Origin of the sequence: Agrobacterium sp. El2ro-1b, from assembly GCF_048298475.1 — a bacterium.
In the GTDB taxonomy this organism is placed as follows: Bacteria; Pseudomonadota; Alphaproteobacteria; order Rhizobiales; family Rhizobiaceae; genus Agrobacterium; species Agrobacterium fabrum.
In genome coordinates, this window is record NZ_CP103458.1 from 1,888,417 (window position 1) to 1,902,979 (window position 14,563).

Annotated in this window: 17 protein-coding genes; 10 read left to right on the forward strand and 7 right to left on the reverse strand. The window is 59.3% G+C overall.

The features are described 5' to 3' along the window. Positions 1 to 11: 11 nt before the first annotated feature. Positions 12 to 401 (reverse strand): DUF6220 domain-containing protein, encoded by a 390-nt coding sequence (locus tag NYR50_RS09415; RefSeq protein WP_418135742.1) that lies wholly within the window; start codon positions 399 to 401, stop codon positions 12 to 14. Continuing rightward, positions 401 to 1,438: an NAD-dependent epimerase/dehydratase family protein gene (locus NYR50_RS09420; RefSeq protein ID WP_418135743.1), complete on the reverse strand. Its 1,038-nt coding sequence runs from the start codon at positions 1,436 to 1,438 to the stop codon at positions 401 to 403. Before NYR50_RS09420 ends, NYR50_RS09415 begins: the two co-directional genes overlap by 1 nt. Positions 1,439 to 1,528: 90 nt before the next feature. Here NYR50_RS09420 and NYR50_RS09425 point away from each other — a divergent pair, with 90 nt between their 5' ends. Then, the gene (locus NYR50_RS09425) at positions 1,529 to 2,473 is read left to right on the forward strand and encodes a LysR family transcriptional regulator (protein ID WP_418135744.1); all 945 of its coding nucleotides are present in this window, start codon (positions 1,529 to 1,531) and stop codon (positions 2,471 to 2,473) included. 330 nt (positions 2,474 to 2,803) lie between these two features. Here NYR50_RS09425 and NYR50_RS09430 read toward each other — a convergent pair whose 3' ends face one another. After that, entirely contained in the window at positions 2,804 to 3,070 is a 267-nt protein-coding gene (locus NYR50_RS09430) for a DUF2188 domain-containing protein (RefSeq protein ID WP_006316370.1), read from the reverse strand. A 196-nt stretch (positions 3,071 to 3,266) separates the two neighbouring features. Here NYR50_RS09430 and NYR50_RS09435 point away from each other — a divergent pair, with 196 nt between their 5' ends. After that, positions 3,267 to 4,373 carry a calcium:proton antiporter gene (locus tag NYR50_RS09435; RefSeq protein WP_418135745.1) on the forward strand — a complete coding sequence of 369 codons (1,107 nt, stop codon included), beginning with the start codon at positions 3,267 to 3,269 and terminating at the stop codon, positions 4,371 to 4,373. Between the two features lie 58 nt (positions 4,374 to 4,431). Here the strand turns inward: NYR50_RS09435 and NYR50_RS09440 are convergent, their stop codons facing one another. Beyond that, the gene (locus NYR50_RS09440) at positions 4,432 to 5,634 is read right to left on the reverse strand and encodes a pyridoxal phosphate-dependent aminotransferase (RefSeq protein WP_418135746.1); all 1,203 of its coding nucleotides are present in this window, start codon (positions 5,632 to 5,634) and stop codon (positions 4,432 to 4,434) included. A 211-nt stretch (positions 5,635 to 5,845) separates the two neighbouring features. Between NYR50_RS09440 and NYR50_RS09445 the strand changes: the two genes are divergently transcribed. From NYR50_RS09445 to NYR50_RS09460, 4 genes are all read left to right on the forward strand, one after another. Continuing rightward, a complete protein-coding gene (locus NYR50_RS09445; RefSeq protein ID WP_418135747.1) occupies positions 5,846 to 6,772 on the forward strand; it encodes an EAL domain-containing protein in 927 nt (308 codons plus the stop codon). A gap of 147 nt (positions 6,773 to 6,919) precedes the next feature. Continuing rightward, positions 6,920 to 7,231, forward strand: coding sequence for a hypothetical protein (locus NYR50_RS09450; protein ID WP_236776999.1), 312 nt, complete (start codon positions 6,920 to 6,922; stop codon positions 7,229 to 7,231). Positions 7,232 to 7,388: 157 nt separating this feature from the next. Next, positions 7,389 to 8,291 carry a DMT family transporter gene (locus NYR50_RS09455; RefSeq protein WP_418135749.1) on the forward strand — a complete coding sequence of 301 codons (903 nt, stop codon included), beginning with the start codon at positions 7,389 to 7,391 and terminating at the stop codon, positions 8,289 to 8,291. 445 nt (positions 8,292 to 8,736) lie between these two features. Further along, the gene (locus NYR50_RS09460) at positions 8,737 to 8,952 is read left to right on the forward strand and encodes a cold-shock protein (protein ID WP_003494703.1); all 216 of its coding nucleotides are present in this window, start codon (positions 8,737 to 8,739) and stop codon (positions 8,950 to 8,952) included. 84 nt (positions 8,953 to 9,036) lie between these two features. Here the strand turns inward: NYR50_RS09460 and NYR50_RS09465 are convergent, their stop codons facing one another. Beyond that, entirely contained in the window at positions 9,037 to 9,681 is a 645-nt protein-coding gene (locus tag NYR50_RS09465; protein WP_418135750.1) for an MBL fold metallo-hydrolase, read from the reverse strand. 231 nt (positions 9,682 to 9,912) lie between these two features. Between NYR50_RS09465 and NYR50_RS09470 the strand changes: the two genes are divergently transcribed. From NYR50_RS09470 to NYR50_RS09485, 4 genes are all read left to right on the forward strand, one after another. Then, positions 9,913 to 10,512, forward strand: coding sequence for a DUF1236 domain-containing protein (locus tag NYR50_RS09470; protein WP_174008940.1), 600 nt, complete (start codon positions 9,913 to 9,915; stop codon positions 10,510 to 10,512). Positions 10,513 to 10,752: 240 nt separating this feature from the next. Beyond that, a complete protein-coding gene (locus NYR50_RS09475) occupies positions 10,753 to 11,250 on the forward strand; it encodes a MarR family winged helix-turn-helix transcriptional regulator (protein ID WP_006316379.1) in 498 nt (165 codons plus the stop codon). A 2-nt stretch (positions 11,251 to 11,252) separates the two neighbouring features. Then, positions 11,253 to 11,966, forward strand: a complete 714-nt coding sequence (locus NYR50_RS09480) for a response regulator (RefSeq protein ID WP_418137282.1) — start codon at positions 11,253 to 11,255, stop codon at positions 11,964 to 11,966. Positions 11,967 to 11,997: 31 nt separating this feature from the next. Continuing rightward, positions 11,998 to 13,377 carry an ATP-binding protein gene (locus tag NYR50_RS09485; RefSeq protein WP_418135751.1) on the forward strand — a complete coding sequence of 460 codons (1,380 nt, stop codon included), beginning with the start codon at positions 11,998 to 12,000 and terminating at the stop codon, positions 13,375 to 13,377. Positions 13,378 to 13,390: 13 nt separating this feature from the next. Here NYR50_RS09485 and NYR50_RS09490 read toward each other — a convergent pair whose 3' ends face one another. Next, positions 13,391 to 13,732, reverse strand: coding sequence for a tRNA-binding protein (locus NYR50_RS09490; protein WP_092770846.1), 342 nt, complete (start codon positions 13,730 to 13,732; stop codon positions 13,391 to 13,393). 11 nt (positions 13,733 to 13,743) lie between these two features. Then, positions 13,744 to 14,562 (reverse strand): pyrroline-5-carboxylate reductase, encoded by an 819-nt coding sequence (gene proC / locus NYR50_RS09495; protein ID WP_174008942.1) that lies wholly within the window; start codon positions 14,560 to 14,562, stop codon positions 13,744 to 13,746. Position 14,563: the final 1 nt, after the last annotated feature.

A 14,563-nucleotide genomic window follows, 5' to 3' on the forward strand; every position in this document is an offset into this window, starting at 1 on the left:
GCGTTTTTCTTTCAGCGCAGGCCTCTAGCCTGCCGCGCGGCAAAATCTGAAAACGCACCCATGATGAAGGCGTTGGGCACATGCAACGCCTGCAGGAAGCCATTGCCCGTTTCCCGGCCGATGCTCATCAACGCCACCTGCAGACAATAGAGGGCGAGCAGCACCAGAGAACGAGCAAGGTTCGGTCGCAGATCATCATGACGCAGCGCCAGGACCACCAGTGAGATGATGGGAACGGCGATGAAGATGCCAAGCCCCTTGTGCAGCGAAAGCAGCGACCCGTCATAATAGATCGACAGCCCGGCCAGCAGCACCTGCGCGAAAATCAGCACCGGCACCACAGTCGATACCACGGCAAAGATACCGCGCTGGCGAGATGATCCACCCGTTGCCGTGGCCATCACACCCTCCCCCCGGCATCGACCGGCCGATGAAGGCTGGCCGGCTCCCGCACCTCTCCGATGCAGCCAAGGCTTGCCAATGTCGCCGATACCGCAATATCAACAGGCGTTTTGGGCTCCGCACCGATGAAATCCGTAAGCTTGCCGTTGCTCATGCGCAGCGGCATCTGCCAGAGATATTGCATTTCCAGCACTTCACGGAACAGGGGAACGAAGGGCGCGGCCAATTTGATGGCCAACCAGGACATCCGCCGCATCTTGACCGGACGACCAACGGCCCGCTCGATCGCCCCGACTAATTGCAGACCGTCGAAATCCCAGAAACCCTCCATATGATAGACGGCGAAGGCGGGAAGTTCGCCCGAACGATCCAGCAGCCGTCCGATCGTCTCGGCCACGTCAGGCAGATAGGCCCATTGATGCCCGGCATGCGGTGCGGCGGGGTTCTGGATGCTGCGCACCGGTTTGCCCGGCCGCACCAGCATTTGCGAAAACCAGTTGTTTTTCGCATCCGGCCCGAAAAAGTCACCGGCGCGGACGATCAGCACCGGTACGCCGCGCATCGATGCCATTTTCAGCCGCCGCTCCATCTCCATACGCAGCGCGCCTTTGCGGGTGAACGGTTGCTGCGGGCTGTCCTCCGTCAGCAGCGGAAAGGCATCCGGCCCGAAATTATAGACGGTGCCCGGAAGTACGATCCTTGCTCCGCAGGCTTCGGCAGCGGCGATAGTGTTGTCGAGCATCGGCAGCACCTGCCTCTCCCAATCGCGATAGCCGGGAGGATTGACCGCGTGGACGATGAGTGTGGCGCCTTTCGCGGCATCCATCACATCCTGCCGGTTCATCACGTCGCCGGTCACACGTTCGATACCATCGGACGCACCGGCCGCCACACGCTGGCGCGTCAGCGCCCGCACCTGCCAGCCGCGTTGCAGCAACATCTTCAAGACGTGGCTGCCGACACCGCCATTGGCGCCCAGAACCAGGGCCAGAGGACCATTATTCTCTGCTGTATTTGCAAGGTTTTCATATATCATCGTCGTTACTCCTTCTTCTGAACTGGAGTATCGGCGTCATGCGCGATATACGAAATTGTCGAAATAGGTGGAGCGGCCATACAAAATTTTATGACCAAAAGCCGGGATGTCAGCTGGGATTTTTACCGCACCTTCCTCAGCGTGCTACGTGACGGCTCGCTTTCAGCCGCCGCGCGCGAGCTCGGCATCACCCAGCCGACGGCAGGGCGGCACATAGGCGCGCTGGAAGAGGCCATCGGTTTTCCGCTGTTCATCCGCTCACCGCACGGGCTGATGCCGACCGAGGCCGCCCTGGCGCTCAGGCCCTATGCGGAAAATCTGGCAGCGACGGCGGCCGCCCTCATGCGTGCGGCCTCCGGCGAGGTCGGCAAGATTGAAGGCACCGTGCGCATCAGCGCATCGGATATCATCGGCGTGGAAATGCTGCCACCAATCATCGCCGTGATGCAGGAGGTCCACCCCCGGCTGGAAATCGAGCTTTCGCTCTCCGATACATTGGAAGACCTGTTGCGGCGTGAGGCCGACATCGCCATCCGCATGACCGAACCGCAGCAGGATGCGATCGTCATGCGCTACATCGGCAATTTCCGTCTGGGATTTCATGCGACGCGCGACTATCTGGCGAAAGCCGGCATTCCGGGGAGCATGGAAGAGCTGGACCAGCACCGGCTGATCGGTTTCGACCGCAAGACGCCTTTCATCAGGGCGGCCATCCAGCGGATGCGTTCGCTCGATCCTGACATACCCGATATTGAAGATATCTCCTTCGAAATCCGCGCCGACAGCAACCTCGCCCAGCTTGCCATGATCCGCGCCAGCGCGGGTATTGGCGTTTGCCAGGTCGGCCTGGCGCGCAAGGACCCCCGGCTTGTCCAAGTCCTGCCGAAGGTCGACATTCCGCTGCATACCTGGGTGGCGATGCACGAAAATCTCAAGACCTCACCGCGGTGCCGTGCCGTTTTCAGTGCTCTCGTCGATGGTCTGAAAGCCCATCTCAAGGAGACCGATCCGAACGCCCCGCCGAAACGGCGTTAGGGTTTGTCCATTCACGGCGGACCGGAGGTGCGTGCGGCTTTACCCCCCTCTGCCCTGCCGGGCATCTCCCCCTCAAGGGGGGAGATCGATATGCGGATAAGTCTCGCCCATCTTAACGTTTGCGAATGAAGTGGCGGTAGTGCCTCTTGCCGATCTCCCCCCTTGAGGGGGAGATGCCCGGCAGGGCAGAGGGGGGTAAAGCTCCACGCACCTCAGGTCCGCTGTGAATGAACAACCTTCTTAAAGGCAACATCCAGAGCATTTCGACTTATATCCAGCCGGCATCAAAACACCGCAGGGCCGCCTCTCCAGAAATCCGCAGCCCACCCGTCAAAACGGTCTGGCCAGATCCGTCGTCTTGTCCACCACCTCGGCTTCCGGCCGGTCGCCGCCCTGGCTATATTCCTCATGCCATTGGCCGCGCTCATCCTGATAGCTGATTTCCTCGTCATCGCCGCCCACCTGCTGTTCGGCGGCGACAATGCGGGCTGCCTCGACGGCATCGGCATAGGTCGGGAAAGTTTCGGAATAGGCGCCGTTCATGCGGTAGGCGAAGCCTCCGTCATGTTCGACGATTTCATACACCACTTTGGTCATGCATGGTCCTCCTGTTTCGGTAGGCGACATGGCAACCACAACCGCGCTTCAAGCATTGCACCCGACGGGGACACCGCGGCATGAGCAGCATGTCCTGCGACATCACTATCCTACCAAAAGCATTCAAGCGCAAATCCTGCTTGATCTGAGGGACGATACGTCACAGCCTAGGCCTGTCAGGGGGGAAGGGAAATCGATGGTGGGTTCTATTCTGAAACAGGAGCGCATGCTGCTTCTGGCAATACCGGCGGCAATAGCGGCCTATATGGTGGAACATGCGATACTCGAAGCCGGAAAGACGGCGGGGCTGATTGCCGCAATCGTGCTCATCGGGCTCATCGTTCTCGTCTCGATGCGGGTTGCCCATCACGCTGAAATTCTCGCCGCCAAGGTCGGCGATCCCTACGGCACGATGATCCTCACACTCTCGGCTGTCGCCGTGGAGGTGCTGATCCTCGCCATCATCATGAGCGAATCCAGTTCGCCCACCCTGGTGCGGGATACGATCTATTCCGCCGTCATGATCGACATCAATGGCATCCTGGGGTTGGCCGCCCTGATCGGCGGTCTGCGCCACGGCGAGCAGCCCTATAATGACGATTCCGGCAAGACCTATGGTGTGATGATCCTCACCGCCATGGGCATTTCGATGATCGTGCCGGAGTTCATTCCGCAACAGAGCTGGCACATCTATTCCGTGTTCACCATCGGGGCGATGGTCGCGCTCTATGCGCTCTTCCTCAAGATGCAGGTCGGTCCGCACAGCTATTTCTTCAGCTATACCTATCCCCGCAAGGCGCATCCGGCCGGTCAGGCATCAGACGGGCATGGGCAAGAGGAAGACGAAGGCAGTGTGCCGCTCTCCATCGGCCTCATCATTGCCGGTGTGGTGTTGATCGGCGTGCTGGCGGAATTCATGTCGGCCTTCCTGGGCGAAAGCCTCCAGGGCACGAATGCGCCGCCCGCGCTGATGGCGGTGGTGGTGGCGACGATCTCGGCATCGCCGGAAATCCTCACCGCGCTCCGGTCCGCCCTGCGCAACCGCATGCAGGCCGTGGTCAACATCGCCATGGGCGCCTCGCTGTCGACGGTGATCCTGACCGTGCCGGTCATGGAGGGCATCGCGCTTTATACCGGCCAGCCCTTCATCATGGCGATGACGCCGGTTCAGACCGTGATGGTTTTCATCACCCTCATCGCCGCCGCCATCAACCTCAATGACGGTGAAACCAATGCGATCGAGGGGATGACGCATTTCATTCTCTTCGCCACCTTCATCATGCTGCTGTTTCTCGGGCTCTGACCGAAACGAAAAAGCCCGGCATCGCTGCCGGGCTTCTTTATACAATATAGCGGGCCGATCAGCGGCAATCGGCGCAGAAACGCTGGATGCGCTTGCAGGCCTCTTCGAGAAGAGTTTCCGACGTGGCGTAGGAAATGCGGAAGTTCGGGCCAAGGCCGAAAGCCGATCCCTGCACGACGGCAACGCCTTCGGCTTCCAGAAGCTCGGAAACGAAATCCGTATCCGTCTCGATGACCTTGCCCGACGGCGCGGTCTTGCCGATCAAGCCGGCGCAGGACGGGTAGACGTAGAATGCGCCTTCCGGTGACGGGCAGCTGATGCCTTTAGCCTGGTTGAGCATGGAAACGACGAGATCCCGACGGCCTTCGAATATCTTCTTGTTTTCCGGAATGAAATCCTGGGTGCCGTTCAGCGCTTCGACAGCAGCCCACTGTGCGATCGAGCTTGCGCCCGAGGTCTGCTGGCCCTGGATCATGTCCATGGCCTTGATCAGCGGCAGCGGGCCGGCAGCGTAACCGATACGCCAGCCGGTCATGGCATAGGCCTTGGAAACGCCGTTCATCGTCAACGTGCGGTCATAGAGCGAAGGCTCGACTTCCACAGGGGTGACGAATTTGAAATCGCCATAGGTCAGGTGCTCATACATGTCGTCCGTCAGCACCCAGACATGCGGATGCTTGACCAGCACGTCCGTCAGCGCCTTCAGCTCGTCATGCGAATAGGCCGCACCCGACGGGTTGGAGGGCGAATTGAAGACGAACCACTTGGTCTTCGGCGTGATCGCCTTTTCCAGTGCTTCCGACTTCAGCTTGAAATTGTCTTCGAGAGTGGCGTTGACGAAAACCGGCGTGCCGCCGCAGATCGCCACCATTTCCGGGTAGCTGACCCAGTAAGGCGCGGGAATGACGACCTCATCACCGGGGTTCAGCGTCGCCATGAAGGCGTTGAAGAGGATCTGCTTGCCGCCGGTGCCGACGATCGTCTGTTCCGGCTTGTAGTCGAGGCCGTTTTCACGCTTGAACTTGTCGGCAATCGCCTTGCGAAGTTCGGGAATGCCGGAAACCGGCGTGTATTTGGTTTCGCCGCGCTTGATAGCGTCAATGGCCGCTTCCTTGATATTATCGGGCGTATCGAAATCCGGCTCGCCGGCGCCAAGGCTAATCACATCGCGACCCTTGGCTTTCAGCTCACGGGCTTTCTGGGTAACGGCGATGGTGGCGGATGGCTTTACGCGGGAGAGAATGTCGGCAAGGAAGGCCATTTTTAATCGGTCCTATTGGGGTTGACATCGGCAGAGGCTGGAAATCTTGTCTGCTACGGCAATTTCTATGTCGAAAGACGGACATAGTTTCAAGGTCAAAAGCCGGCTTATCTGCACCGGCGGAGAATTTAAACCTTCCTTAACCCGGAAGTAACGCTTGATACGCTACATTGGCGAGCCTAGGGGTCGTGTCTCTATAGCTGGTTGAAAAATGGCGCCCAAAAGCATCTTTTCCAGTCTTGTCCGCGAGGTCGATGGCACATGGTCCACGGCCTATCAAACCTTCAACCTGAAATCGGCCCTGCAGCCGATTTTCCGTCGCACGCCAAGCGGCATGCTTGATATCGATTCCTTCGAAGGTCTGGTGCGGCCCTACCGCAATGGCGAGCCGGTGACGCCGGGCGAATTCTTTTCGCTTGTGGCATCTGAAGACATCGAAAATATCGACAGCATCCTGCGCACGATCCATATCCTCAACACCGGCAAGCTCAACCGTTCCCGCGCCCGCATCTTCGTCAATTTCCATCCTGGCCTGTTCCAGACCCCGGCCAAGATGCGGCAGGAAGTGGAGCGCATGCGGTTGACCGCACATGAGGCGGGCATGACGGCGGACCGCATCGTCTGCGAAATCTCGGAGAAAAAGGCCTCCGAAACCCAGATGGTCGCCGACTTCGCATATCATATGCACGATATCGGTTTCCGCGTGGCGCTGGACGACTATGGTGCCGGCGATTCCGACATCGACCGCGTCAAGCTCATCAAGCCGGATTACGTCAAATTCGAAGCGGGCTGGGTGCGTGATTTCATGCAGAATTCAGCCGGCGCCGCCCTCCTGCGTGTCATCGTCCGCCAGTTCCGCGAGGACGGCATAGAGCCCGTATTCGAAGGGCTGGAAACCAGTTGGCAGGTCGATCTGTGCGAAGACCTCGGCGTCCTGCTGATGCAGGGTTATGTTCTGGCAAAACCCGAACTCGCACCGACAAGTTTCGATACGCGCTTCCCGGAACTCGGCAGCGAATATTTCTCCCCTTCAAGGGCGGAGAGATACACGGCGGCACCGGCATTTTCCCGGGAAGACCGCGCGCCCGATCCGCATCCGCTGCGCCAGGTCAGAACCTTCGGAAAACGCGGCCTCTGACGCCGTTTGCTGGAGAAATAGCCTCCCCAAGTGGCTCTGCCACAATATGGCCGCAATAAATGCCGCGGAACGCCAGAATTCGGTCTCCAAGCCGTCCATTTCCGGGCCTCTTTTATCCTTTAAGAACAGGGACAAGAGGCGACAGCCATGTTTACCAACGATCGGACTTCCGTTGAAAGGTTAAGAGCGCAGAGAACGCTGTTTTCCCTCTGGATGGCCGTTGCGGCTTTTCTTGTCATCGTTACCATGGCCGCCGGCATCGCAACCTCGGCCAATGCGGCCACCGAAGCACTCGACACCCTGCACACCTCAGCCATTCCGCAGGTAGCGGCAACCACCAAGGCCGGCTCTCACCTTCTGCTCATTATACTTTCAGCCGCAGCCTTTATCGGTCTCGGCATTGGCGGCCTGACGTTGACCCGGCGCAGCCTGAAGGATGAGGCCCGACGCTACAAATAAAGCCGCTCCCACCGCGACTTGCGGCACCGGCAGGTTGCTGCTAAAGCACCCGGGAAACAGTCGTCCGAAACTTTGGATCGGCATTTCAAAAAATCCCCTGTTTGCCACGGCCGTGACTGGACGATGTTCCCGGCCCCTGCTGTGCTGGTGCCAACTCATGACGCGTGTTCAGGCCAATATGCTGCTTCTCCTCGCAGCAGCGATCTGGGGAGGTGGCTTTGTCGCCCAATCCTCCGCCATGGCCTCGATCGGCCCATTCTGGTTCGTCAGCCTGCGTTTCGCCATCGCCGCCATCGCGGTGCTGCCCTTCGCGCTGATGGAAACACGCTCGCTGAAATCGCCGCCGCGCCGGCGTGAAATCGGCAGCTTCATCCTGGTGGGATTGGCCCTGTTCGGCGGCGCCACCACCCAGCAGGTCGGCCTTCTGACCACGACCGTCACCAATTCAAGCTTCCTGACCGGGCTTTACGTCATCTTCGTGCCTGTCATCGCCGTCGTGCTTTACCGCCGTCATCCCCATTGGGTCGTCTGGCCCTGCGCGCTGATGATGCTCGGCGGCATATTTCTCCTCTCCGGCGGCGCCTTCGAGACGCTGACGAAAGGCGATATTCTCAGCATCATCTGCGCCTTCTTCTGGGCAATCCAGATCACGCTCGCGGGACGCTTCGTCTCCGAAAGCGGACGGCCGCTAGCGCTTTCCTTCACTCAGTTCGCGGTTTGCTCTCTTCTTAGTTGCATGATCGGTGTCGTCTTCGAACCGATCAGCCTGGCGGCTATCGAGGCGTCAATGATGGAAATTCTCTACGTCGGCCTCGTCTCTTCCGGCCTCGCCTTCGTGCTACAGGTCATTGGCCAGCGTTACACCACGGCGCCGCAGGCGGCGATTTTCCTGTCCTCGGAGGCGCTTTTCGGCGCCATGATGGCCTCGATCTTCCTCAAGGAAACCATTTCCAGCGCTGGTTATGTTGGCTGCTTGATCATTTTCATCGCCATCCTGATCGTTGAATTGGTGCCGGAACTGACGCGCAAACGGCAGAAAATCGTGGCGGAAGCGTCCTGACACGGAGAGAACGGATTTTTCTGTTTTCGCAGGGAATTCCGGTTGCGCGTTAAAAATTTTGCCGGGAAAGTCCGCCGCAAACGACAATTATTTCATCAATTATCGCTTATGCGAAAAAAATGTGCGATTTCCCGGTGTAATTCTACCGGAGGTTTTTTATCTGACAAAAAGCCCGTGAAAACTTTTGCTTGCCAATTTTCGATAAACGCAGCAATCTACCGCGGTTCGGGCAATTTGCGAGCATGGGAAGGCCTATAAATGTGCGCACCGGGGACGCTATAAACCTCGGGCGGTGGGACGAAAAACGTTGGATGAGAACGCCATTACTTCCCGCTGCGAAGGTCCATTTTCTCAATAGTCAAGAACTGCCTGCCAACGCCCACGCGGGGCAAAACTGTAATGCTGCCTGTAGCTGAACGCGGGCAGAGCGAAAAGGACCTGATGCATGGCCGAAACTGGCACCGTAAAATTCTTCAATACCGACAAAGGCTTCGGCTTCATCAAGCCAGACAATGGTGGCGCTGATATCTTTGTTCACATCTCTGCCGTACAGGCTTCTGGCCTGTCCGGACTTTCAGAAAATCAGAAAGTGAGCTTCGACACGGAACCGGATCGTCGCGGCAAGGGCCCGAAGGCAGTCAATCTGCAGATTGCTGGCTAACCCTAAAACGGCTTTCTTTTCTAGTTGAAGCCCGGCAGGAATGCCGGGTTTTTTTATGCGCCCTGCAGGCCTCTATTCGCCAATTCAAAGCCCCTTGAGATAGGGGTTGTTGAGCCGTTCCTCACCTAGCCGCCCGCCCGGGCCATGGCCGCAGATAAACCCCACGTCGTCACCCAGCGGCAGCAGCTTGTCGCGAATGGACGCCATCAATTGCTCGTGGTTTCCGCCCGGCAGGTCGGTGCGCCCCACCGATCCCGAAAACAGGACGTCGCCGACATGGGCGAAGTTCTGCTCGCGGTTGTAATAGATGACATGACCGGGCGCATGGCCCGGGCAATGATAGACCTCAAAGACGTGGTCTCCGAAGGAGACCTTGTCGCCATCCTTCAACCAGGTGTCCGGCTCGACGTTCTTCAGACCGCTGATGCCGTATTTCTGTGCCTGCACCTCGATCCTCTCCAGCAGCGGCCGGTCATCCTCATGCGGCCCGATGACCGACAGGGAAAGCTTTTCGCGCAGTTCGTCGGCACCGCCGGCATGGTCAAGATGCCCGTGCGTCAGCCATATTGCCTTCAGCGTGATGCCGTTTTCAGCAACGACCTGGAGAATGACGTCCACATCCCCGCCGGGATCAACGACGACACCTTCCTTGGTATCCTGATCGAACAGGATGGTGCAGTTCTGCTCGAATGGCGTGACCGGAATAATGCCTGCCTGCAACTTTCCCATATCCCGTATCTCCTGTCTGAAAGGGTCCGCCTCCTATAGCCCGCGACCGGTTGCGGCACAATGGCGACGGAAAGATACCCGTTTCAGCAGCCCCGCCACTCAAAAAAATCACCATATAATACATATAGATAACAGGAATTTTTGGGCTCGCTGCGACAATTTCCGGCGAAAAATGTGGAACGCCCTCTTGGCTGCGACGTTGTAGCACCAGTCTTAAAAGGAGTGAGACACATGGACAAGACGCTTAAAATGCTGATCGCTGGCGGCGCCTTCGCCTTGATGGCGGGTTACGCAAACGCCGCCATGGTCGCCACGACAGCATCGGATATTTCCGTTCGCTCGGGCCCCGGTGAAGACTACCCTGAACTGGGCCTTGCCACCCGCGGCAGCAACGCCGTTCTGGATGGCTGCATGGAGGGCAGCAGCTGGTGCCGCATCGAAGTCAACGGCCTTCGCGGCTGGGCTCATGCCGACTACCTGAATGTCATGTATGAGGGCTCGCCGGTCATTCTGGAACAGCGCCGCTCGGACCTCAGCGTGCCTGTCGTGACCTATGAAAAGACCGCGAGCGTTCAGGCAGAGCCGAATCCGGGTGACCCGAACCTTGGCCGCGTCGGCGAAGTTGATCCGCCACAATCGGTTATCACCTATATGGACGAGCATCCTGCCGACACCGTCACCTACGACGGCGACATCGCCATTGGCAGCGTTCTGCCCGCAGATACCCGTATGGTTGAAGTTCCCGACTATCAGTACCGGTATGTCCGGGTGAATGACGTCCCGGTTCTCGTAGAACCTTCGACCCGTCGTATCGTCTACGTTTACCAGTAACACCACCATCACGGCAAAAAATGAAGGAGAGCGCGGAGTTTCCGCGCTCTTTTCTATTTCCGGTAAAGGCCACTCAGGATTCCAGTTGCACCCGCACCCGCGCCATATTATCCACCGCAACAGAAAATGATCGGCGGCATTCTCCCGAGGGGACGCATTTTCGGCTATGTTTACAGAATATAGGCGCATCGACGCCTGTCAGCCTATGATCAGACAGCCGCAGGATATGAAGGAACCGCAGTGCCACCGCAATCGCTCAAAACCGCCGCCGCGAGGCAGACACCGGCACTCCCGAAGGTTGACGACGGCAAGATCGACTTCGACACCATCGAGGCGCTGTTTTTCGCCTATCGCGATTTCGTCTCCGATCCCGACGTCATTCTGTCTAAGCTTGATTACGGCCGGGCGCATCACCGGGTGGTCTATTTCGTCAGCCGGCAGCCCGGCATGACGGTGGCGGATCTGCTTGACACATTACAGATCACCAAACAAAGCCTCGCCCGCGTGCTCAAGCAATTGATCGACGATGGTTACATCCGCCAGATGGCCGGCCCTGAAGATCGCCGGCAGCGCAGGCTTTACCCGACTCTGACCGGCCGCGAACTGGCGCTGGCGCTCAGCGAACCGCAATCGCGCCGCATCGACCGCGCGCTGGAAGGCCTGGGACCGGATGCCCGCGCCTGCGTGCGCAAGTTCCTGGCGCAGATGCGCAGCCCGACAAGCGTGGAGGGTGAATGACGATGGCACAAGCTCCGACCAACCGCGTGCCGGTGGATGACGATGCGGCCCATCTGCTGATCGTCGACGATGACGCCCGCATTCGCAATCTCCTGCAACGCTTCCTTGGCGAGAAGGGCTATCGCGTCTCCGTGGCCGGCGACGCGGCCGAAGCCCGGCGCAAGATGGTGGGCATCCGTTTCGATCTGCTCATCCTCGACGTAATGATGCCCGGCGAAAACGGGCTTTCGCTGACCCGTTCGCTGAACGAGAACAAATCCGTACCGGTCATTCTCCTGACCGCCCGTTCGGAAGCGGATTCGCGCATTGCCGGATTGGAAGCGGGCGCCGATGACTATCTCGCCAAACCCTTCGATCCGCGCGAGCTTGTCCTGCGCATCAACAACATCCTGCGGCGCAACACCTCGCCCGATACGCTCAAGATCGAACAGATCATGTTCGGCCCCTACAGCTTCTCCATTCCGAAGAGGGAATTGCGACGCGGTGCCGAAACGATCCGGCTGACGGATCGCGAACAGGAAATCATGCTGCTTTTCGCCCTGCGCGCCGGCGATACCATTCCCCGCCACGAGCTGGTGGAGGCGGAATCGGAAGTGGGTGAAAGAACCATCGACGTGCAGATCAACCGTCTTCGCCGCAAGATCGAGGACGACCCTGCCAATCCTGTCTATCTGCAAACGGTGCGCGGCATCGGTTACCGCCTGAGCGTGGACTAACGGGCAGCTAACGAAGGGCGAACGCACGACCATGGTGAGCCTCGATTTTTTCGACACGTTCAAAAAAAGTCCCGTGGCAAAGGCATGGCGCTCGGCCGGCAGATGGCTGCGCCACTGGCTGCCAACAGGCCTTTACACCCGCTCGCTGCTCATCATCATCCTGCCGATGATCCTGCTTCAGGCCGTGGTCGCGGCTGTCTTCATGGAACGTCACTGGCAATTGGTGACGGAGCGCCTGTCCGCCGCCGTGACACGCGATATCTCTGCCGTCATCGAGCTTCTGCAGACCGACCCCGAAGAAGACGATTATCAGCGCGTCATCCGCATCGCGCGAGAGAAACTCGACCTCAGCGTCTATATCGAGCCCAAGACCGATCTGCCGGCCCCCAAACCCGAACCGCTGTTTTCGATCCTCGACAGGATCCTTGCCGATCAGTTGAAACAGCAAATCGGAAGACCGTTCTGGATCGACACTTATGGCAACGGCTCGCTGGTGGAAATCCGTGTTCAGCTGGAAGACAAGACGTTGCGCGTCTTCACCAGCCGCAGTTCCGCCTATGCCTCCAATACCCATATCTTCCTCGTCTGGATGGTCGGCGCGTCACTGGTGCTGATTGCCATTTCCATCCTGTTCCTGCGCGGACAGATCAAACCCATCGAAGCGCTTGCCAAGGCGGCCGAAAACTTCGGCAAGGGCCAGAGGATCAGCGGCTATTCCCCACGCGGCGCCGACGAGGTGCGGCGCGCCGGTCTCGCCTTCATCCTGATGCGCGAGCGTATCGAGCGGCAGATGGAGCAGCGAACCGCCATGCTGAATGGTGTGAGCCATGACCTGCGCACCATTCTCACCCGCTTCAAGCTGCAACTGGCGCTCGCCGGCGACAATCCCGACCTCGAAGGGCTTGATAAGGATGTCGACGACATGCAGTCGATGCTGGAGGGCTATCTGACCTTCGCCCGCACAGAGGTCGAAGAGGATGTCGGCACACTGGAGCTTCCGGCACTTCTGGAAAAGATCGGCCATAATTTCGAGCTGCATGGCAAGAAATTCAGCTATGAACTCTATAATATCGAAAAGATCATCGCCCGGCCGAACGCGCTTTCCCGCCTCGTCGCCAATCTGGCCGAAAATGCGCGGCGTTACGCCAGCAATCTCCACGTCGATATCCGCAAGGCGCCTCGCTCCATCATCATGACCTTCGACGATGACGGTCCGGGCATTCCGGAAATCTCCCGCGAGGATGTATTCAAGCCGTTCTTCCGGCTGGACGAGGCGCGTAACCTCAATGCCTCGGGCACGGGCCTTGGCCTCTCCATCGTTCGCGATATCGCCCGCAGCCATGGCGGCGACGTATCGCTCGATGAAAGCCCGATGGGCGGATTGCGGGTCATCGTCAAGATTCCGGCCTAACTGCAAACAGCCGTCAGCACATCTTCTCGCCGTTCGGCACCGGGCGTTCAACCGCGGCCAGCACGATATCGCCGTTCGCATCGGCAAAACCGAGCGTCAGAACTTCGGAGCGGAAAGGGCCGATCTGCCGCGGCGGAAAATTCACGACGCCCAGAACCTGCCGGCCGACCAGGCTTTCCGGCGTATAATGCACCGTGATCTGCGCCGAGGATTTCTTGATGCCGATCTCCGGTCCGAAATCGATCTTCACTTTGATCGCCGGCTTGCGAGCCTCGGGAAACGGCTCCGCCTCCACGATCGTGCCGACGCGGATATCGACCTTCTCGAAATCGGCATAGGAAATTTCGCCGCTCATGATCCGCTCCTTTAGCCCGCCAGTTCTTCGGCGCGCGTTTTTGCGGCGGCGACGGCCCTGTCGAACAGGGGCTGCATGCCGTCTTCGGCCATCAGCACGGACAACGCGGCAGCCGTGGTACCACCCGGCGAGGTCACATTCTGGCGCAGCCGCGCCGCCTCCTCGGGGGACTGATGCAGGAGTTCACCGGCACCGGCCACGGTTTCGCGCGCCAGACGCATAGCCACATCGGCCGGCAGACCGGCCTTGCGGCCGGCTTCCGCCATGCATTCCACCAGATAGAAGACATAGGCCGGGCCACTTCCCGAAACGGCGGTCACCGCGTCGATGTCGCTTTCGGCCTCAACCCATTCGACCGGACCGCTGACCTTCAGCAACCCGTCCACAACGGTTTTCAGCTCGGAAGTGACAAGATCGTTGGCATAAGCGCCGGTGACGCCACGGCCGACCATGGCCGGCGTATTGGGCATGGCGCGCACGGCGGCAACCGCACCGAAATGCGAAACGAAAGTGGCGATGGTGGTGCCGGCCGCGATGGAGACAACGACCGTTTCCGGACCCAGCAGGGGCTTCAGCGACGGCAATATGGCATCCATCATCTGCGGCTTCACCGCCACGAAAAGAATGCCGGCCTTGACGCCCTCAGGCACGCTTTCGCTGTGGGTCGCGCCGGCTTCCGCAATCGTCGTGCGCATGGCGTCGGAGGGGCGTGGGTCGATGACGACGACCTTCGATCCCGGCACACCCTTTTTCAGCCAGCCCGAAAGCATGGCGCCGCCCATATTGCCGGCCCCCACGAGGACAAGCGGACCGGAAGCCTTGTACACCATG